General features: G+C 61.1%; 17 protein-coding genes and 1 rRNA gene. 14 read left to right on the top strand and 4 right to left on the bottom strand.

Annotated features, from left to right (window positions below; genetic code table 11):
- Positions 1-182: 182 nt before the first annotated feature.
- The 3 genes from proV (at position 183) to proX (ending at position 3,576) form a co-directional block, all read left to right on the top strand.
- Entirely contained in the window at positions 183-1,385 is a 1,203-nt protein-coding gene (gene proV / locus ACSBQV_RS17755; RefSeq protein ID WP_099784229.1) for a glycine betaine/L-proline ABC transporter ATP-binding protein ProV, read from the top strand.
- Entirely contained in the window at positions 1,378-2,505 is a 1,128-nt protein-coding gene (gene proW, locus ACSBQV_RS17750) for a glycine betaine/L-proline ABC transporter permease ProW (RefSeq protein WP_434991476.1), read from the top strand. The genes proV and proW overlap by 8 nt, the downstream gene beginning before the upstream one ends.
- 69 nt (positions 2,506-2,574) lie before the next feature.
- Positions 2,575-3,576: a glycine betaine/L-proline ABC transporter substrate-binding protein ProX gene (gene proX, locus ACSBQV_RS17745; protein WP_033644160.1), complete on the top strand. Its 1,002-nt coding sequence runs from the start codon at positions 2,575-2,577 to the stop codon at positions 3,574-3,576.
- A gap of 30 nt (positions 3,577-3,606) precedes the next feature.
- Here proX and ACSBQV_RS17740 read toward each other — a convergent pair whose 3' ends face one another.
- Complete coding sequence (locus tag ACSBQV_RS17740) at positions 3,607-4,485, bottom strand: LysR family transcriptional regulator (RefSeq protein ID WP_038872847.1); 879 nt, start codon at positions 4,483-4,485, stop codon at positions 3,607-3,609.
- Positions 4,486-4,590: 105 nt separating this feature from the next.
- Here ACSBQV_RS17740 and ACSBQV_RS17735 point away from each other — a divergent pair, with 105 nt between their 5' ends.
- The 7 genes from ACSBQV_RS17735 (at position 4,591) to emrB (ending at position 11,908) form a co-directional block, all read left to right on the top strand.
- Positions 4,591-5,790 (top strand): MFS transporter, encoded by a 1,200-nt coding sequence (locus ACSBQV_RS17735; RefSeq protein WP_047025549.1) that lies wholly within the window; start codon positions 4,591-4,593, stop codon positions 5,788-5,790.
- 121 nt (positions 5,791-5,911) lie between these two features.
- Positions 5,912-6,658 carry an AzlC family ABC transporter permease gene (locus tag ACSBQV_RS17730; protein WP_099784225.1) on the top strand — a complete coding sequence of 249 codons (747 nt, stop codon included), beginning with the start codon at positions 5,912-5,914 and terminating at the stop codon, positions 6,656-6,658.
- Positions 6,648-6,995 (top strand): L-valine transporter subunit YgaH, encoded by a 348-nt coding sequence (gene ygaH, locus ACSBQV_RS17725; RefSeq protein WP_033644164.1) that lies wholly within the window; start codon positions 6,648-6,650, stop codon positions 6,993-6,995. Before ACSBQV_RS17730 ends, ygaH begins: the two co-directional genes overlap by 11 nt.
- A gap of 162 nt (positions 6,996-7,157) precedes the next feature.
- Positions 7,158-7,676, top strand: a complete 519-nt coding sequence (gene mprA / locus ACSBQV_RS17720) for a transcriptional repressor MprA (protein ID WP_004928879.1) — start codon at positions 7,158-7,160, stop codon at positions 7,674-7,676.
- 28 nt (positions 7,677-7,704) lie between these two features.
- Positions 7,705-9,156 carry an efflux transporter outer membrane subunit gene (locus ACSBQV_RS17715; protein WP_033644165.1) on the top strand — a complete coding sequence of 484 codons (1,452 nt, stop codon included), beginning with the start codon at positions 7,705-7,707 and terminating at the stop codon, positions 9,154-9,156.
- A gap of 23 nt (positions 9,157-9,179) precedes the next feature.
- Positions 9,180-10,352 carry a multidrug efflux MFS transporter periplasmic adaptor subunit EmrA gene (emrA, locus tag ACSBQV_RS17710; RefSeq protein ID WP_016929855.1) on the top strand — a complete coding sequence of 391 codons (1,173 nt, stop codon included), beginning with the start codon at positions 9,180-9,182 and terminating at the stop codon, positions 10,350-10,352.
- A gap of 17 nt (positions 10,353-10,369) precedes the next feature.
- Positions 10,370-11,908, top strand: coding sequence for a multidrug efflux MFS transporter permease subunit EmrB (emrB, locus tag ACSBQV_RS17705; protein ID WP_019455596.1), 1,539 nt, complete (start codon positions 10,370-10,372; stop codon positions 11,906-11,908).
- A 54-nt stretch (positions 11,909-11,962) separates the two neighbouring features.
- Here emrB and ACSBQV_RS17700 read toward each other — a convergent pair whose 3' ends face one another.
- A complete protein-coding gene (locus tag ACSBQV_RS17700) occupies positions 11,963-13,051 on the bottom strand; it encodes a tRNA/rRNA methyltransferase (protein ID WP_004928870.1) in 1,089 nt (362 codons plus the stop codon).
- Positions 13,052-13,258: 207 nt separating this feature from the next.
- Here ACSBQV_RS17700 and trxC point away from each other — a divergent pair, with 207 nt between their 5' ends.
- The 4 genes from trxC to pssA all read left to right on the top strand — a co-directional run bounded on the left by trxC (position 13,259) and on the right by pssA (position 18,687).
- A complete protein-coding gene (gene trxC, locus ACSBQV_RS17695) occupies positions 13,259-13,678 on the top strand; it encodes a thioredoxin TrxC (protein ID WP_004928868.1) in 420 nt (139 codons plus the stop codon).
- Between the two features lie 114 nt (positions 13,679-13,792).
- Positions 13,793-14,482: a tRNA-uridine aminocarboxypropyltransferase gene (locus ACSBQV_RS17690; protein WP_047573925.1), complete on the top strand. Its 690-nt coding sequence runs from the start codon at positions 13,793-13,795 to the stop codon at positions 14,480-14,482.
- A gap of 48 nt (positions 14,483-14,530) precedes the next feature.
- Complete coding sequence (locus ACSBQV_RS17685; RefSeq protein WP_099784221.1) at positions 14,531-17,179, top strand: bifunctional acetate--CoA ligase family protein/GNAT family N-acetyltransferase; 2,649 nt, start codon at positions 14,531-14,533, stop codon at positions 17,177-17,179.
- A 152-nt stretch (positions 17,180-17,331) separates the two neighbouring features.
- Complete coding sequence (pssA, locus tag ACSBQV_RS17680; RefSeq protein WP_033644170.1) at positions 17,332-18,687, top strand: CDP-diacylglycerol--serine O-phosphatidyltransferase; 1,356 nt, start codon at positions 17,332-17,334, stop codon at positions 18,685-18,687.
- Between the two features lie 36 nt (positions 18,688-18,723).
- Here pssA and ACSBQV_RS17675 read toward each other — a convergent pair whose 3' ends face one another.
- A complete protein-coding gene (locus tag ACSBQV_RS17675) occupies positions 18,724-20,034 on the bottom strand; it encodes an MFS family transporter (protein WP_033644171.1) in 1,311 nt (436 codons plus the stop codon).
- A gap of 258 nt (positions 20,035-20,292) precedes the next feature.
- Positions 20,293-20,408 (bottom strand): 5S ribosomal RNA (gene rrf / locus ACSBQV_RS17670).
- Positions 20,409-20,413 lie beyond the last annotated feature (5 nt).

The following is a 20,413-nucleotide window of genomic DNA, read 5'->3' as shown; positions in this document are numbered from 1 at the left end:
AATTTTGAGTCACGGGCCAAATTACCATAACTAATTAAAACCTTGATGTAAACCACTAATATCCCATTTAAATGACATTGAGGGTTGTCTCAGATATTCACTGTGTTAGGGTAAAAAGCTCTTTTATTTTGCTAAGGACAGCTCATATCGTTTTAATTAAACCAGAGGAAACAGCAAATTGCATGGCAATTAAACTCGAAGTAAAGAACCTGTATAAGATATTTGGCGAGCACCCGGAACGCGCATTCAAACTGCTGGATAAAGGTCTGACAAAAGATCGGCTGTTTGAAAAAACCGGCTTATCGCTCGGCGTAAAAGACGCCACTCTGGCCATTGAAGAAGGCGAGATATTTGTCATCATGGGGCTCTCCGGTTCCGGCAAGTCCACCCTGGTACGCCTTCTCAATCGTCTGATAGAACCCACCCGCGGTCAGGTGCTGATCGACAGTGAGGACATCGCCAAAATATCCGACACCGCGCTGCGCACCGTGCGGCGAAATAAGATCAGCATGGTATTTCAGTCATTCGCGCTAATGCCGCACATGAATGTTCTGAATAATACCGCCTTTGGCATGGAATTAGCCGGAATACCGCTACAGGAGCGCCAGGAAAAAGCGCTGGACGCCCTGCGTCAGGTCGGGCTGGAGAATTATGCGCTGTCTTATCCGGATGAATTATCCGGCGGCATGCGTCAGCGCGTGGGATTAGCCCGCGCGATGGCCAATAACCCGGATATATTATTGATGGACGAAGCCTTCTCGGCGCTCGATCCGTTAATTCGCACCGAAATGCAGGATGAGCTGGTGAAATTACAGGCTCAGCATCAGCGCACCATCGTGTTTATTTCCCACGATCTGGACGAAGCGATGCGCATTGGCGATCGCATCGCCATCATGCAGGGCGGCGAGGTGATCCAGGTCGGCACGCCGGACGAGATCCTCAATAATCCGGCCAACGACTACGTGCGCACCTTCTTCCGCGGCGTGGACATCAGTCATGTGTTCAGCGCCAAGGATATCGCCCAGCGGCGCCCGGTGACGCTGATCCGCAAAACCCCCGGTTTTGGCCCCCGCTCGGCGCTGCAGCTGCTGCGCGATGAGGACCGTGATTATGGTTATGTTGTTGAACGCGGGAAGAAATTTATCGGCGTGGTGTCGATAGAGTCGCTGAAAAAGGCGCTGTCCGCCAATCAAACGCTGGACGATGCCCTGCTTGAGGCCCCCGCCGCCGTGCCGGCCGACACGCCGCTCAGCGATCTGATCTCCCTGGTCGCCCAGGCGCCGTGCGCGGTGCCGGTAGTGGGCGAAGAACATAACTATCTCGGCATCATCTCCAAGGCCATGCTGCTGCAGGCGTTGGACAAGGAGGGCTCAGCCAATGAGTGACACCACGCAAACCCAAGATCCCTGGGCTACCGCACCGGCCGATGCCGGCGCCGCCCCCGCTCACGATGCCGCCGCCCCCGCTCACGATGCCACCGCCAACGCCGGCGACGCCTGGTCCAGCGCGCCGCCGCCGGCCGCTCATGACGCCGCCGGGCAAGGCGCCGATTGGCTCAGCAGCGCCCCGGCGCAGCCTGAGCACTTCAGCCTGCTTGATCCGTTCCACAAAGCCTGGGTGCCGTTTGATTCCTGGGTCACGCAAGGCATCGACTGGCTGGTGCTGCACTTCCGCCCGCTATTCCAGGGCATCCGCGTGCCGGTAGACGTGATCCTGAGCGGCTTCCAGCAATTGCTGTTGGGCATGCCGGCGCCGATCGCCATTCTGGTGTTCTCGCTGGTCGCCTGGCAGATCGCGGGCCTCGGCATGGGCGCCGCGACGCTGCTCTCTCTGGTCGCCATCGGCGCCATCGGCGCCTGGTCGCAGGCGATGGTTACGCTGGCGCTGGTGCTGACCGCGCTGTTCTTCTGCATCCTTATCGGCCTGCCGCTCGGCATCTGGCTGGCGCGCAGCAAGCATGCCGCCAAAGTGATTAGGCCGCTGCTCGACGCCATGCAAACCACCCCGGCCTTCGTCTATCTGGTGCCGATCGTCATGCTGTTCGGCATCGGCAACGTGCCGGGCGTGGTGGTGACCATTATCTTCGCGCTGCCGCCGATCGTGCGTCTGACCATTCTTGGCATCAAGCAGGTGCCGGAGGATCTGATCGAGGCCGCCGAATCCTTTGGCGCCAGCCCGCGCCAGCTGCTGTTCAAGGTGCAGCTGCCGCTGGCGATGCCGACCATCATGGCCGGCGTGAACCAGACGCTGATGTTGGCGCTGTCGATGGTCGTCATCGCCTCAATGATCGCCGTCGGCGGTCTGGGCCAGATGGTGCTGCGCGGCATCGGCCGGCTGGATATGGGCCTGGCCGCCATCGGCGGGGTCGGCATCGTGATCCTGGCGATCATTCTCGATCGCCTCACCCAATCGCTGGGGCGCGATCGCCGCAGCAAGGGCATCGGCCGCTGGTACCGTCGCGGCCCCATCGGGCTGTTTACCCGCCCGTTCATCAAACAAGCCTGACGCTTTTCCCGCCGGCGGCTGCGGCCCCGGCGGGCCAGAGCACCACCACATCAAAAGAGGGGAAACACTATGCGCACCACGGGCATCTGGGCTCTCGCCCTGACGACACTGATTGGCTCACAGAGCGCCATCGCGGCGGATTTACCCGGCAAGGGAATAGCGGTACAGCCGGTGCAAAGCACCATTTCCGAAGAGACATTCCAGACGCTGCTGGTCAGCAAGGCGCTGGAAAAACTGGGTTACGACGTGAAGGAACCGCGCGAAGTGGATTACAACGTCGCCTACACCTCCATCGCCTCCGGCGACGCCACCTTTATCGCGGTCAATTGGGATCCGCTGCACGCCGATCAGTACAAGGCCGCCGGCGGCGACGCCAAGTTCTACCGCGAAGGCGTCTACGTCAACGGCGCCGCGCAGGGCTACCTGATCGACAAGAAAACCGCCGAGCAGTACCACATCACCAACGTCGAGCAGCTCAAGGATCCCAAGATCGCCAAGCTGTTCGACACCAACGGCGACGGCAAGGCCGATCTGACAGGCTGCACACCGGGCTGGGGCTGTGAGGCGGTGATCAACCACCACATCAAGGCCTACGGCCTCAGCAACACCGTCGAACACAATCAGGGCAACTACGCGGCGATGATCGCCGACACCATCACCCGCTATAAAGAGGGCAAACCGGTGCTGTATTACACCTGGACGCCGTACTGGGTCAGCGATGTGATGGTGCCGGGCCGCGACGTGGTCTGGCTGCAAGTACCGTTCTCTTCCCTGCCGGGCGAGCAGAAGAACGTCGACACCAAGCTGCCTAACGGCGCCAACTACGGATTCCCGGTCAACACCATGCGCATCGCCGCCAACAAGCAGTGGGCCGAAGCCAATCCGGCGGCCGCCAAGCTGTTCGCCATCATGAAGCTGCCGATCGCCGACATCAACGCGCAAAACCTGCGCATGCATGAAGGCCAGGCTTCGGAAGCCGACATCCAAAACCACGTCAACGGCTGGATCAAGGCGCACCAGGCGACCTTCGACGGCTGGGTGAAAACCGCCGCCGAGGCGGCGAAGCCGTAACCGCTCAGGGGCGCCGCCTTTGCCGCGCCCCTACCCCGCCATATCGATGCCGCTGAAATGCAAAAAACGTTCGGCGATAGTCGACATGGGCTGCGGCCAAATGCAATACACCTGGCGCCGCGGCCCGTCTTCAATCGGAATCGACACCAGCGCGCTTAAACGCTGCGCGGTCGAAATCGGTACGATGCCCGCCGCCAACCCGCGCCGCACCAAATTCTCCAGCCATTCGATATGATCGATTTCAAAACTGACGTGCCGACGGATGCCCGCCGCCTGAAAGGCGCGATCGGTTTGGCGCCGCGCGCCGGTGCCGCTGTAAAAATCCACCAGCGGCACTTCCGCCAGCGCCTGCAGGTTCACCCGCTCTCGACCGGCCAGCGGATGCTGCGGCGCCACCAACGCCACCAGCGGCTCATCGGCCAACTGCCGGTGCGACATCGGCAGCAGATCAGCATCGCCCGGCCAGATGCCGACGAACGCCATATCGCATTTTTGCTGGCGTACGTCTTCCAGCAACGCTTCGCTCATACCGACGTACAGACGGATATTCACCGCCGGATAGTGGCGGTGAAACTTGTCGAGCCTTTCGGTCAGAGCCATCACGTTTATCGTTGAAATGGTGCCGATGGTCAGGGTGCCGGACACCGCGCCATCGGCCGCCGTCACCTCTTCCACCAGCGCCTGCTGCGCCGCCAGCAGCCGCTGCGCAGGGGCCACGAAAGCCTGGCCGGCGGGGGTCAACCGCACCCGGCGCGAAGTGCGCTCAAACAGCGTACAGCCCAGCTCTTCTTCCAGTTTGGCGATCTGGTGGCTAAGCGCCGACTGCACCGTATGGCAGCGCTGCGCCGCCCGGGTAAAGTTCAGCTCTTCCGCCACCGCCAGCGCATAGCGGATCTGCTTCAGGTTCATAACATCTATCTTGAAATGAGATAAATAAAATGAAAATTATACATTGGTTTCCGGACTCGCGTTGCCGGATACTGCGCGCCATCTTCTTTCCGTGATGAATAAACCATGAGCCAACAAAACGCCCATCCGGGCCTCAGCCCGGCGCTGACCGTGCTGATCGCCATCGCTACCGGCCTGGCGGTCGCCAGCAACTATTACGCGCAACCGCTGCTGGAAACCATCGCCACCGGTTTCAACCTGTCGGTCAATCAGGCCGGCTTTATCGTCACCGCCGCGCAGCTCGGTTACGCCACCGGCCTGCTGCTGCTGGTGCCGCTCGGCGACATGTTCGAGCGCCGCGGGCTGATCGTGTTCATGACGCTGCTGGCCGCCGGCGGCATGCTGATCACCGCCACTTCCGCCACCCTGCCGATGATGATCCTCGGCACCGCGCTCACCGGGCTGTTCTCGGTGGTGGCGCAGATCCTGGTGCCGCTGGCCGCCACGCTGGCCCACCCGGAAAAGCGCGGCAAGACCGTTGGCATCATCATGAGCGGTCTGCTGCTCGGCATCCTGCTGGCGCGCACCGTCGCGGGCGCCTTGGCGTCGTTCGGCGGCTGGCGCACCATCTACTGGGTCGCCAGCGTGCTGATGATCCTGATGGCGCTGATCCTGTGGCGCGCGCTGCCGCGCTATAAGCAACACTCCGGGCTGAACTACCCGCAGCTGCTGGCCTCGATCTTCAGCCTGTTCTGCCGCACGCCGCTGCTGCGCACCCGCGCCATCCTCGGCGCCCTGTCGTTCGCCAACTTCAGCGTGCTCTGGACCTCAATGGCCTTTCTGCTCGCCGCGCCGCCGTTCAACTATTCCGAAGGGGTGATCGGACTGTTCGGTCTGGTGGGCGCCGCCGGAGCACTGGCCGCTTCGCGCGCCGGGCATCTGGCGGACAAAGGCAAGGCCGGGTTGACCACCACCGTCGGCCTGGTATTGCTGCTGCTGTCCTGGATACCTATCGCGCTGGCTAAACAATCGCTGTGGGCGCTGATCGCCGGCATCCTGATCCTCGATCTGGCGGTGCAGGCGGTACACGTCACCAACCAGAGCGTGATGTATCGCATCATGCCGGAGGCGCGCAACCGCCTGACCGCCGGCTACATGACCAGCTACTTTATCGGCGGCGCCCTCGGTTCGCTGCTCTCCGCTTCCGCCTATCAGCATGCCGGCTGGTACGGCGTGGCCGCCGTCGGAGGGGTGTTATGCCTGCTCAACCTGCTGACCTGGTGGCTCGGCAAGCATCACGATCCGCAGGGTCCGGCGGCAATCTGATTATCGTGCAAATAGTCACTAAAGAAATTTATTAGCGGTGCAGGGTATAAACATTACTTACTCTCTGGTAATGTTCTGGGCATAAACTATTGACGACCTATCTACCCTGCGACCCACAACCATGCAAAGCCAAGCTGCAGACAGCCTTACTCCGCCCGCCGTCAGCGCCACCTTCGCCAACGGCGTCGTCGACAGTTTGCCGATCGTCATCGGGTACGTGCCGGTGGCGTTCGCTTTCGGCCTCAGCGCCGTCAAACTGGGCTTTTCCCCGTTGGAAAGCATTTTCTTCTCCTGCATCATCTACGCCGGCGCCAGCCAGTTCGTGATCACCGCCCTGCTGAGCGCCGGCATGTCGCTGTGGGTCTCCGCGCTGACGGTAATGGCGATGGACGTGCGCCATCTGTTGTATGGCCCGGCGCTGCGTCACCGCATCGTCTCGCGCCTGTCGCCCGGCAAAACGGCGCTGTGGGCCTTTGGCCTGACCGATGAGGTCTTCGCCGCCGCCACCGCCAGGCTGATGCGCAATAACCGCAGCTGGAGCGAAAACTGGATGCTGGGCATCGCGCTCTGTTCCTGGCTCTCCTGGGTGGCCGGCACCGCGCTCGGCGCGCTGTTCGGCAACGGCCCGCTGGAACAGTTCCCGGTGATCGAGGCCTCGCTGGCCTTCATGCTGCCGGCGCTGTTTCTCAGTTTCCTGCTGGCCGCTTTCCGGCGCCCGCAGAGCCTGACCATCGCCGCCGCGCTGGCCGGCGCGCTGCTCGGCGTGGTGCTGTTCTCCATTCCGGTCGCCATTTTGGCCGGCATCGGCTCCGGCTGCGCCGCCGCCCTGTTCCAACCCCCGCACGCGGAGGCCAGCCATGAACACTGATGTGCTGGTGATCGGCCTGGTGGTGGGCTGCGCCAACTACCTGTTCCGTTATCTGCCGCTGCGGCTGGCGCCGGCGCGCGCTCAGCCCGGCATCAAACGCGGCAAAGCCGCCCTGCTGCTCGACAGCATCGGCATCGCCTCCATCTGCGCCCTGCTGGTGGTCTCCAGCACGCCGGTGGTGATGCGCGAACCGGACAAGCTGCTGCCGACGTTAGCGGGGTTCGCCGCGCTGGCGCTGTGCTTCTACCGCAGTAAAAGCATCATTCTGTCGACGCTGCTCGGCGCGACGGCCTTTGGCGTCACATTAAAATTGTTAATGTTTTTCGGCCCTGGCTGACGCCGCCTCCGACCGTTTGGCTTCACACTGGCGTTTTCAGGCGTCACATCTTTACAAACACTGACAAATGACACGAATTGCTAAATTATCCGCACGGCTGAACATTTACATTATTTGTCACCGTCGTTACTATCTCGAACGAAATTAATGAGGCCCTAAATTATGGAAAGCTCGTTTGCCCCCATAGAACAAATGCTGAATTTCCGCGCCACGCGGCAGAAAGATTTCCCTTATCAGGAAATCCTGCTGACCCGTCTGTGCATGCACATGCAAGGCAAGCTGCTGGAAAATCGCAATAAGATGCTGAAAGCGCAGGGGATTAACGAAACACTGTTTATGGCGCTGATTACCCTGGATGCGCAGGAAAGCCACAGCATCCAACCTTCTGAGCTAAGCTCTGCCCTGGGCTCCTCGCGCACCAATGCGACCCGCATCGCCGACGAGCTGGAGAAGCGCGGCTGGATCGAGCGCCGGGAAAGCGACAACGATCGCCGCTGCCTGCATCTGCATCTGACGCCGCAGGGGGAAGAATTTCTCAGTCAACTGCTGCCGCCGCAGCACCAATGTCTGCATTTCCTGTGGTCCACGCTGACCGACGATGAGCAAAAACAGCTGGAACAGCTGACGCGCAAATTGCTGGCACGTCTGGATCAAATGGAAATCACAGAACAGTTACCCTAATTCACAATTTCTGTTCAGGTACCTACTTATGCGATCCCCATTTCACTGGAGATTCACCCCGCTGTTCGCCGTGTTGCTGCTGGCCGGGTGTGCTTCTACCGATAATATTGCCCCGCAATCCACGCTGATGGATCCGCAGAGCCTGCAGTTGGCTCAGCCGAAAGTCAGTTCGCTGGCCGTCAGCCCGCAGTGGTGGCGCGCCCTCAAGGATCCGCAGCTGGACGCCTTGATGACGCAAACGCTGCAAAGTTCGCCGACCCTGCGTCAGGCCGCCGCCCGCGTGCGCGAAGCGCAGAGCGTGGTAGGCGAAGCCAACGCCGCCAACGGGCCGAACCTGGATCTGAACGCCAGCACCCAGCGTCAGCGCGTGCCGCAGAACGTCAATATGGGGCTGGGGTATCCGCATAAGCCGATCTATTCAAGCTCCAACTCGCTGGGGTTGAACCTGGCGTACGAGTTCGACTGGTGGGGCAAATACCGCAACCAGGTGAACGCCGCCAAGGCGCAAGTGAACGCAGCGCGCGCCGAGCAGGAACAGGCGGCGCTGACGCTGACCAGCTCGGTGGCGTCCGCCTACTATCAGCTGCAGAGCAATCTCGCGCTCGAGAAGCTGCTGCAGCAGGAAGTGAACAACAACGAGCGCCTGACCGCGCTGCGCCAACAGCGCTATCAGGCCGGCCTGACCGGCGTCGACGTGCCGCAACAAACCCAGGCGCAGTCCGACGTCGCCAAACAGCAGATTCTGCAGCTGCAGTCGCAAATCGAACAGCTCAGACACCAGCTCGCCGCGCTGGCGGGCCAGGGGCCGAACGCCATGCAGCACCTGCGTCAGGTGCCGCTGCCTGCAGACAACCTGATGGCGCCGCAGGGCGAACTGACGGCGGATCTGCTGGGCAAACGCCCGGACATCGCCGCGCAACGCCAGCTGGTGGAGTCTTACAGCCAGCGCGTCAGCGCCGCGCGTAAAGAGTTTTACCCCAGCCTGACCATTTCAGCCTTCGCCGGCCTGATGACCACCAATACCAGTGGCACCAGCCCGAATCTGTTTGAAGCGGCCAGCCAGGCCTGGAACGTGATGCCGGCGATCTCGCTGCCGATCTTCCACGCCGGGGCCCTGCGCAGCAAGCTGGGCGAGGAATCCGCGCTGTATGACGAAGCGGTGGAATCCTACAACCAAACCATCCTGAATGCGGTACAGGAAACCGCCGACGCCATCACCATCCAGCAGAGCTCTGCACAACAGCAGCTGCAGGCGGCGTCCGCGGCCCAGTCGATGCAACAGGTGTATCAGGTCGCCAACGCCCGTTACCAGGCAGGGATTATCGGGCGCGACGATCTGTTGACCAGCCAGACGCAGCTATTGCAGCAGCAACAGGCGGAGTTGAATGCCAGCAGCAATTTACTGCAGGCGAAGATAGGACTGATCCGCGCGTTGGGCGGTGGCTATCAGGCCCCGGCCGCAGCGGATTCGAAAGCATAATAATATAAGGCTTGGAGAACACCATGAGCGCAAGCGCGGAAACCCAAAACCCGCAGCAGCCGAGCGGCAAAAAGAAGCAGCGCAAATTTTGGCTGCTGTTGCTGACGGTTATTTTCATTGTTATAGGGGTGGCTTATTTAGTGTATTGGTTCCTGGTGCTGCGTCATCACCAGGAAACCGACGACGCCTACGTCTCCGGCAACCAGGTGCAGATCATGGCCCAGGTGTCCGGCAGCGTGAACAGCGTCAACTTCGACAACACCGACTACGTCAAGCAGGGCGACGTGCTGCTGACGCTCGATCCGACCGATGCCGAGCAGGCGTTTGAACGCGCCAAAACCGGCCTGGCCAACAGCGTGCGTCAGACCCACCAGCTGATCATCAACAGCAAGCAGTATCAGGCCAACATCGCCTTGCGCAAGACCGATCTGAGCAAGGCCGAGAACGATCTGAAACGCCGCGTGGTGCTGGGCAGCGTTGACGCCATCGGCCGCGAAGAGCTGCAACACGCTCGCGATGCGGTCGACAGCGCCAAAGCCGCGCTGGAAGTGGCGGTGCAGCAATACAACGCCAACCAGGCGATGGTGCTGAACACTCCGCTGGAACAGCAACCGGCGATCCAGCAAGCCGCCGCGCAGATGCGCGACGCCTGGCTGGCGCTGCAGCGTACCAAAGTGATCAGCCCGATTACCGGCTATGTCTCGCGCCGCAGCGTGCAGGTCGGCGCGCAGATCGCCGCCGGTTCGCCGCTGATGGCGGTGGTGCCGGCCGATCACATCTGGGTTGACGCCAACTTCAAGGAAACGCAGATCGCCAATATGCGCATCGGCCAGCCGGCGACGGTGGTCAGCGACGTCTACGGCGACGACGTGGTGTATCAAGGTAAAGTGGTCGGTATCGACATGGGCACCGGCAGCGCCTTCTCGCTGCTGCCGGCGCAAAACGCCACCGGTAACTGGATCAAGGTAGTGCAACGTCTGCCGGTGCGTATTGAGCTCGACGCCAAACAGGTGGCCGATCATCCGCTGCGCATCGGTCTTTCGACGTTGGTGACCGTCGACACCGCCAACCTGGACGGCCGCGTGCTGTCTGACGTGGTGCGCGACAAACCGCTGTACCAGAGCGACGCGCTGGCGTTGAATCTGGCGCCGGTTAACCAGCTGATCGCCGACGTGATCCATGCGAACGCCGGCTAAGCGCGCGGGAGGCCATCTTGCCACAGAAACCGCTTGAAGGCGCCCAGCTTGCCTGGATGACGGTCGCGCTCGCCATGGCGACCTTCATGCAGGTGCTGGACTCCACCATCGCCAACGTGGCGATCCCCACCATTGCCGGTAACCTCGGGTCTTCCAACTCGCAGGGCACCTGGGTGATCACCTCGTTCGGCGTGGCGAATGCCATCTCGATCCCGATCACCGGCTGGCTGGCGAAGCGCATCGGCGAAGTGCGGCTGTTCCTCTGGTCCACCGCGCTGTTCGTTCTCGCCTCCTGGCTGTGCGGCATCTCCAACAGCCTCGGCATGCTGATCTTCTTCCGCGTAATCCAGGGCGTGGTGGCCGGGCCGCTGATCCCGCTGTCGCAGAGCCTGTTGCTGAACAACTACCCGCCCGCCAAGCGGGCGATGGCCCTGGCGCTCTGGTCAATGACCGTGATCGTCGCGCCGATCTTCGGGCCAATTCTCGGCGGTTACATCAGCGACAACTACCACTGGGGTTGGATCTTCTTCATCAACATCCCGATCGGCGCCTTCGTTATCATGGCGGCGATGGCGACGCTGAAGGGGCGAGAGACCAAAACCGAGATCAAACCGATCGACACCGTCGGCCTGGTGCTGCTGATCGTCGGCATCGGTTCGCTGCAGGTGATGCTCGATCAGGGCAAGGAGCTGGACTGGTTCAACTCGACCGAGATCATCACTCTGACCGTCGTGGCGGTCGTGGCGCTGCTGTTCCTGGTGGTCTGGGAACTGACGGACGATCATCCGGTGGTGGATTTATCGCTGTTCAAGTCGCGCAACTTTACCATCGGCTGTCTGTGCATCAGCCTGGCGTACATGCTGTATTTCGGCGCCATCGTTCTGCTGCCGCAGCTGCTGCAAGAGGTGTACGGCTATACCGCTACCTGGGCGGGGCTGGCGTCGGCGCCGGTCGGGCTGATCCCGGTGCTGCTGTCGCCGATCATCGGTAAGTTCGGCAACCGGCTCGACATGCGCAAGCTGGTGACTTTCAGCTTCATCATGTATGCCGTGTGCTTCTATTGGCGCGCCTATACGTTTGAACCGGGCATGGACTTCGGCGCTTCGGCCTGGCCGCAGTTCGTTCAAGGTTTCGCCATCGCCTGCTTCTTCATGCCGTTGACCACCATCACGCTGTCCGGCCTGCCGCCGGAACGCATGGCGGCGGCATCGAGCCTGTCGAACTTTACGCGAACCCTGGCGGGGTCGATCGGCACCTCTATCACCACCACCCTGTGGACGCAGCGCGAATCGCAGCATCACGCGCAGCTGACGGAGTTCGTCAACCCGTACAATCCGCAGTCGCAGGAGATGTACCGGCAGCTCGAGCAGCTCGGCATGAGCAAGCAGCAGGCGTCGGCCTACATCGCCAACGAGATCACGGCACAGGGGCTGATCATCTCCGCCAACGAGATCTTCTGGCTGTCGGCCGGGGTATTCCTGGTGCTGCTGGCGCTGGTGTGGGTAGCGAAACCGCCATTCAGCTCCGGCGGCGGCGGGGGCGGTGGCGCTCACTAAGCTTCAAACGAAACGGGCGCCCTGAGGCGCCCGTTTTTTTATTCGACGTGAAAATCACGCCTGATTCTGACGCCACCAGTCCGCCAGCAGAATGCCGGTCGCCACGGAAACGTTCAGGCTTTCTACCTTGCCGGTGCCGCCGATAGACACGTTCATATCCCCCTGCTGCCAGGCGCTGTCGCTGAGGCCGTCGCGCTCCTGGCCCAGCACCAGCACCATCTTGGCCGGCAGCTTGGCCTGCGCCAGCGCGGTGCCTTTGTGGCTCGAGGTGGTGACGATGGTGTAACCCGCCTTGCGGAAGGTATCCAGCACCGACAGGAAATCATCGGCGTTGATCGCCTTGATGTGCTCCGCGCCGCCTTCTGCGGTACGCACCGCCGCGCCGGATTCCAGCAACGCCGGATCCTGCAGCAGCACGCCGTTGACGCCGAAGTGGGCGCACGAACGGACGATGGCGCCCAGGTTATGCGGGTTGCCGACTTCTTCCAGCGCCAATACGCAGTCGGTCGCCGGCGCAGTTTTCAGGTAGGTCTGCGCATCCAGGCCCTGACGCTTTTTGATCAGGAAGCAGACGCCGCCGTGGTGCTCGGTGCCGGAAGCCTTGGCCAGCTCTTCCTCATCCACCACGTGGTAGGCTTTGCGGTTAGCCGCCATCCAGCGCAGCGCTTCACGGAAGCGCGGCGTGACCGACTGCACGAACCAGGCGCGCACGATCGCTTCCGGGCGGCTGGCGAACAGCGCCTGACAGGCATTTTCACCGTAAACGCGGGTTTCTTCCGCGCGCTGGCGGCGCAGCTGTTCCGGATCAATAAAGCTTTTGCCGCTGATGCCGCCGTGATCGAACGCCGGCTCTTCATTCGGCGCGCGCGACACGGTTCTCCACGGCGACTCGTTGCCGCCGCGATCTTCAGAGCGCGCCGGACGGCGAGGACGATCGCTTTCACTGCGGCGGGAATCGGCTCCGCGACGATCGTTGCCGCCGCGCGCCTTGTCTTGACCGGTGCGGCCCGAGCGCGCACCGTCAGCCGGACGGCCTTTGCCGGCCGGACGTTTATTCTTGTTGCGGTCGTCGCCGTTGTCGTCGTCGCTGCGGACGTACATCACTTTGACCTTACCGTTTTTGCCACTAAATGAATCGTTCATTGTCTTCTCCACCAACGCGCAGGGCGCGAAGATTACCTGATGTTGGTGCATGAAGCCACCAACTTGCGCTAAAAGCTCCCAACTATCACATCCATTGAACAAACCTCATTGTTCATGCGCCGGGTTTTGCCGATAATCGTCAGCATTAAAGAAACATCTCCGCAACCGCGTTGCGGGGACCCGGCTTTCTCAGTACCCGAGGTCAACATGAATACAGTTTGTGCAGCTTGCAATGCCACCAACCGTGTGCCGGAAGAACGTCTGGCGGACAACGCGAAATGCGGCCGCTGCGGCCATGAGCTCTTCGACGGTGAAGTGATCAACGCCACCGCCGCCACGCTGGACCAGTTGCTGCAGGACGATCTGCCGGTCGTGGTCGATTTTTGGGCGCCGTGGTGCGGCCCGTGCCGCAGCTTTGCGCCGATCTTTGAAGACGTGGCCGAAGAGCGCGCCGGCAAAGTGCGCTTCGTGAAAGTGAACACCGAAGCCGAGCCGGAACTGAGCGCCCGTTTCCGCATCCGCAGCATCCCGACCATCATGGTGTTCCGTCAGGGCAAGATGGTCGACATGCTCAACGGCGCGATGCCGAAGGCGCCGTTTGACAACTGGCTCAACGAGTTAGTGTGATTCGGCAAGTATAGGCCGTATCCCGCCATCGCGCGCGAACGCGCCCCGATCGAGCCCGCCCCTCCCGGCGGGCTTTTTTCTGCGTTACAATAGCGGTTTTTCCCCAGGATCGTTATGACCGACAACGCCGTACTTCGCCTGCGCCAATTCCGTTTAGACCGCGCCACCCGCCCCTTTCTGGCGCGCGGTTGCCGAGTGGCGCGTTGTCAGGGGTGCCTGCTGCCGCATAAGAACTGCCTGTGCGACACCATTCGCCCGCAGCAGGCCGGCAGCCGTTTCTGCCTGATCATGTTCGGCGCCGAGCCGCTCAAGCCCAGCAACACCGGGCGCCTGATCGCAGATATCCTGCCGGACACCCAGGCGTTCCTCTGGTCGCGTACCGAGGTCGATCCCGCCCTTCTGGCGGCCATCAACGATCCGACACGGCAGCCTTACGTGGTGTTCCCCGCGTCCTACGCCGACGCCGAGCGGCCGGTGTTCAGCGAACTGCCCGTCGGCGGCAAACCGCCGCTGTTCATCATGCTGGACGGCACCTGGGCGGAAGCGCGCAAAATGTTCCGTAAAAGCCCGTATCTCAATCAATTCCCGGTGTTTTCACTCAACGTCGACGCCGCATCGGCCTACCAGCTGCGCGAAGCCAGCCGCGCCGAGCAACACTGCACGGCGGAAGTGGCCGCCGCCCTGCTGCAACAGGCGGGCGATATGCCGGCCGCCGACGGATTGAATCAGCACTTCCGCTATTTCCGTCAACAGTATCTGGCGGGAAAACCGACCCGACCGGAGGCACCGGTCACAGCAATGTAGCCATAAAGCGCCTAAAATCAGGTGTAACGTTGCCAAAAGGAGCCGTGCATGAGCCAGCGAGGGTTAGAAGCGCTACTACGTCCCAAATCGATCGCCGTGCTGGGCGCTTCGCAGCAGCCGGGCCGCGCCGGCAACCTGATGATGAGCAACCTGCTGGCCGGCGGTTTCGGCGGGCCCATCTTGCCGGTGACGCCGCGTTACAAGGCGGTATGCGGCGTCATGGCCTATCCCGACGTCGCCAGCCTGCCGCTGACGCCGGATCTGGCGATCATCTGCACCCACGCCAGCCGTAATCTGGCGCTGATTGAAGCGCTGGGCCAACGCGGCTGCAAAACCGCCATCGTGCTCTCTTCGCCGCCGGAACAGTTCGCCGAGCTCAAAGCCTGCGCGCAGCGTTACGCCATGCGGCTGCTGGGCCCCAACAGTCTGGGGCTGCTGGCGCCATGGCAAGGCATCAACGCCAGCTTCTCGCCGGTGCCGATCCAAAAGGGCAAGCTGGCGTTTATCTCGCAGTCCGCCGCCGTCGCCAATACCATTCTCGACTGGGCGCAGCAGCGCGAAGTCGGCTTCTCCTATTTCATCGCGCTGGGCGACAGCCTGGATATCGACGTCGACGACCTGCTCGACTTTTTGGCGCGCGACAGCAAGACCAGCGCCATCCTGCTGTATCTGGAAAACATCAGCGATGCGCGGCGCTTTCTCTCCGCCTCGCGCAGCGCCTCGCGCAACAAGCCCATTCTGGTGATCAAAAGCGGCCGCAGCCAACAGGCGCAATTACTGCTCAACAGCCAACTGGGGCTGGACGCCGCCTATGACGCCGCCATCCAGCGCGCCGGCCTGCTGCGCGTCCAGGATACCCATGAGCTGTTCTCGGCGGTGGAAACCCTCAGCCATATGCATCCGCTGCGCGGCGAACGGCTGATGATCGTCAGCAACGGGGCGGCGCCGGCGGCGATGGCCTTGGACGAACTGCTCGGCCGCAACGGCAAGCTGGCGACGCTGAGCGAGGAGAGCCTGGCGACGCTGAGCGACGCGCTGCCGGACTTCATTCGCGCCGGCAACCCGCTCGACCTGCGCGACGACGCCACGCCGCAGCGTTATCTGGCGGCTCTCGAAGCGCTGCTCGACAGCCACGACTATGACGCGCTGCTGCTGATCCACGCGCCGAGCGCCGCTGCGCCCGGCACCACCACGGCGCAGCGGCTGATCGACGCGCTGCATCGCCATGCGCGCGGCAAGCGCATCACGCTGCTGACCAACTGGTGCGGCGAATACTCTTCGCAAGAGGCGCGCCGGCTGTTTACCGAAGCCGCCATTCCGACTTACCGCACGCCGGAAGGCGCTGTGACCGCTTTTATGCATATGGTGGAATACCGCCGCAACCAGAAGCAGCTGAAGGAGACGCCGGCGCTGCCGGTCGGCCTGACCGCCAATACCGCCGATGCCCACCACCTGATCCATCAGGCGCTGGCCGAAGGCGCCACCCAGTTGGATACCCACGAGGTGCAATCCATTCTGCAGGCCTACGATCTGAGCACCCTGCCGACCTGGATCGCCGAAGACAGCGCCGAAGCGGTGCACATCGCCGAGCAGATCGGCTACCCGGTGGCGCTGAAGCTGCGCTCGCCGGATATCCCGCACAAATCGGAAGTTCAGGGCGTGATGCTCTACCTGCGCACCGCGACCGAAGTGCAACGCGCGGCGGAGGCGATCCTCGACCGCGTGAAGCGCACCTATCCTCAGGCGCGCATCCACGGCCTGTTGGTGCAGAGCATGGCCAACCGCGCCGGCGCCCAGGAGCTGCGCATCGCCGTGGAGCAGGATGCCATTTTCGGCCCGTTGATCATGCTGGGAGAAGGCGGCGTAGAGTGGCGCCAGGAAAATCAGGTCGCGGTCGCGCTGCCGCCGTTGAATATGGCGCTGGCGCGTTATCTGGTGCTGCAGGCGGTGAAAGGCGGCAAGATCCGCGGGCGCAGCGCACTGCGGCCTTTAGATATCCCCGGGCTGAGCCGCTTGCTGGTGCAGGTTTCCAACCTGATCCTTGACTGCCCTGAGATCGCCCGGCTGGATATTCACCCGGTGCTGGCTTCCGGCAGCGAGTTCACCCTGCTGGACGTTTCGATGCAGCTCGCACCGTTCAGCGGCGATCCGCAGGCGCGGCTGGCGATTCGGCCTTATCCGCATGAGCTGGAAGAGACCATCGCGCTGAAAGACGGCAGCCAATGCCTGTTCCGCCCTATCCTGCCGGAAGACGAGCCGGCGCTGAAGCATTTCATCGACCGGGTGACCAAGGAAGATCTCTATTACCGCTACTTCAGCGAGATCAACGAGTTTACCCATGACGATTTGGCCAACATGACGCAGATCGACTACGATCGGGAAATGGCCTTTGTGGCGGTGCGCGCAGACGAGATCATCGGCGTGACCCGCGCGCTGTCCGATCCGGACAACACCGATGCCGAGTTCGCCGTGCTGGTACGTTCCGACCTGAAAGGCCTGGGCCTGGGCCGCCAGCTGCTGGAGAAAATGATCGCCTATGCGCGCGCGCATGGCCTGACCCGCCTGAGCGGTATCACCATGCCGAATAACCGCGGCATGATCGCGCTGGCGCAGCGGTTGGGCTTTGGCATCGAGGTGCAGCTTGAGGACGGCATCGTCAATCTGACGCTGCCGCTGCAGGCCGACGACGCGCAGTGACCTGCGTCGCAATGCGCTACGAATCCACCACTTAACGCCAAAACATACGCACAATCGAGGCAACTAATGGTATTATCGCCCGATTATTCGGTTTATTGTTTTTAAGTCTGTGGCGTTCCGGCCATCAATCATGAGAGAAGAAGCGCACTGTGATGTTGTCAAAATTTAAACGTAGCAAACATCAACAACACCTTGCACAACTGCCCAAACTCCCCCAGACGGTTGCTGATGTTCGTACTCTGTACGCGCCGTCCGACTTTCGCGCCACGCTGCTGGATTCCATCGCCAACGCCACCCAACGTATCTATCTGGTGGCTCTGTATCTGGAGCATGACGACGCCGGGCGTGAGATCCTCAACGCGCTGTATCAAGCCAAGCAGCGGCGGCCCGAGCTGGAAATCTGCGTGCTGGTCGACTGGCACCGTGCACAGCGCGGGCGCATCGGCGCCGCCGCCGCCAATACCAACGCCGACTGGTACTGCGCCATGGCCAGCCAGCATCCGGAACAATCGGTGCCGATCTACGGCGTGCCGGTCAATACTCGCGAAGCGCTGGGCGTATTGCATTTAAAAGGTTTTGTGGTCGACGATACCGTTATCTACAGCGGCGCCAGCATCAACGACGTCTATCTGCATCAGCATGAGAAATACCGTTACGATCGCTACCAGTTGATCACCAACGGCGTGCTGGCCGATACTCTGATCGATTACATCAAGCAGCATCTGCTCACCGCCGGCGCCGTACAACGCCTGGATCGCAGCGATCGGCCGAAAAGCCCGGAGATCAAAAACGAAACCCGTCTGTTCCGTTTCGCCCTACGCCGCGCCGGTTACCACTTCCGCGGCAAAGCCGGCAACGATGAGCTGGCGGTGACGCCGATGGTTGGGCTAGGCAAACAAAGCGTGCTGAATAAAACCATTCATCACCTGATGTCATGCACCGACCAGAAACTGACGCTGTGCACCCCCTATTTCAACCTGCCGGCGCTGCTGGTGCGCAACATCATTTATCTGCTGCGACAGGGCAAGCAGGTGGAAATCATCGTCGGCGATAAAACCGCCAACGATTTCTATATTCCGGAAGACCAGCCGTTCAAAATCATCGGCGCGCTGCCCTACCTGTATGAGATCAACCTGCGCCGCTTCCTGAGCCGGTTGCAGCGTTACATCGACACCGGCCAACTGATCGTTCGTTTGTGGAAGGATGGCGATAACAGCTATCACCTGAAAGGCATGTGGGTAGACGAAGAGTGGCAGCTGATTACCGGCAATAACCTAAACCCGCGCGCCTGGCGGCTGGATCTGGAAAACGCCATTCTGATCCACGATCCCAAGCAAGAGCTGCGCGAGCAACGGCAGAAAGAGCTGGAATGCATCCGTACTCATACCACTGTAGTCGGCCATTATCAGGAACTGCAAAGCATCCAGCAGTATCCGATCAAGGTGCGTAAGCTGATTCGGCGTCTGCGCCGTATCCGCATCGATCGGCTGATCAGCCGTATCCTGTAAGCGGTATGCTGACCCCGGCCAAGGCCGGGGTTTTTATTACAGCTGTATCTCCTTGCCTTTGCGATGCAACCGGAGCGAGACCAGCAGCGCCAGCAGGCACATGCCGGAGACATACCAGAAGAAGGCGTTCTCCACGCCAAACGATTTAAGCGACAGCGCCACATATTCCGCCGAGCCGCCGAACATGGCGTTCGCCACCGCATAAGACAAGCCCACCCCTAAAGCACGTACCTCCGGCGGGAACATTTCGGCTTTAAGCAGCCCGCTGATCGCGGTGTAAAAACTGATGATGAACAGCGCCAGCACGATCAGGCCAAACGCCATATAAGGATTACTCACCTCTTTCAGAGCGAACAGGATCGGCACCGTCAACACCGTGGCAAAGGCCGAGAAGATCAACATCGAGCTGCGACGGCCGATTTTGTCCGAAAACGCGCCTACCGCAGGCTGCAGCAGCATAAAGACGAACAGCGCGACGGTCATGATGGCGCTGGCCAGCTTGGCGTCCATACCGGCGGTATTCACCAGATATTTCTGCATGTAGGTGGTGAAGGTGTAGAAGGTCAGCGAACCGGCGGCGGTAAAGCCCAGCACCATCAGGAACGCCTTGCGATTCTTCCACAGCCCCGTCAGCGAACCGGCATCTTTGTGGTTACGCGTCTTCGCATCGGAGGTTTCATTCAGCGAGCGGCGCAGGTACAGCGCAACTACCGCCAACACGGCCCCCAGGGCAAACGGAATGCGCCATCCCCAGGCTTTCAGCTCTTCGGCGGGCAATATCTGCTGCAGGATCACCAGGACCAGCAACGCCAACAGTTGCCCGCCGATCAGCGTCACGTACTGGAACGAAGCGTAAAAACCGCGTCGCCCCTTGATCGCCACCTCGCTCATGTAGGTCGCGCTGGTGCCGTATTCTCCCCCTACCGACAGCCCCTGGAACAGGCGGGCGATCAGCAGCAACGCCGGCGCCCAGCTGCCGATCGATTCATACGTCGGCAGGCAGGCGATCACCAGCGATCCGGCGCACATCATACAGACCGAAAGCAGCATGGAATTTTTTCGACCATGCTTGTCGGCAATATAGCCGAATAGCCAACCGCCAATCGGCCGCATAAAGAAGCCGGCGGCGAATACCCCGGCGGTTTGCAGCAGCTGCGTGGTGCTGTTGCCCGCAGGGAAGAACGAGGCGGCAAAGTAAATGGAACAAAAGGAGTAAACGTAAAAATCAAACCACTCCACCAGATTGCCTGATGAAGCCCCGACGATAGCGAAAATGCGTTTCTTGTTATCCAGCGCCCCCTGTTCGACGCCGTGCTCATCCCCAAGAGCCGAGGTTGTTTCTGTCATGATGTATTCTCCGAGCCATAACAATGGTGAAATTTGGCTTCCTGCCGCCCTGGTTGTTACTTTATTGTTGCTTATAAGTTAACAGCCAAACTTAATAGCGGACGAAGAATATCTGACATTCAGAGAAACAATGCGTTGGTTTTGTGATGAATATTAAACAGTACGATGAAAGCTGAAGCGGATTACAACGGGGATTTTCCATTTTACGCACAGCAAAAAGCCCTGAACGTCAGTTCAGGGCTTTCGGCTTTATTTGATGCCTGGCAGTGTCCTACTCTCGCATGGGGAGACCCCACACTACCATCGGCGCTACGGCGTTTCACTTCTGAGTTCGGCATGGGGTCAGGTGGGACCACCGCGCTATTGCCGCCAGGCAAAT

Source organism: Serratia sp. B501 (genome assembly GCF_051172315.1).
In the GTDB taxonomy this organism is placed as follows: domain Bacteria; phylum Pseudomonadota; class Gammaproteobacteria; order Enterobacterales; family Enterobacteriaceae; genus Serratia; species Serratia ureilytica.
This window is presented reverse-complemented; position numbering and strand designations above follow the sequence as displayed.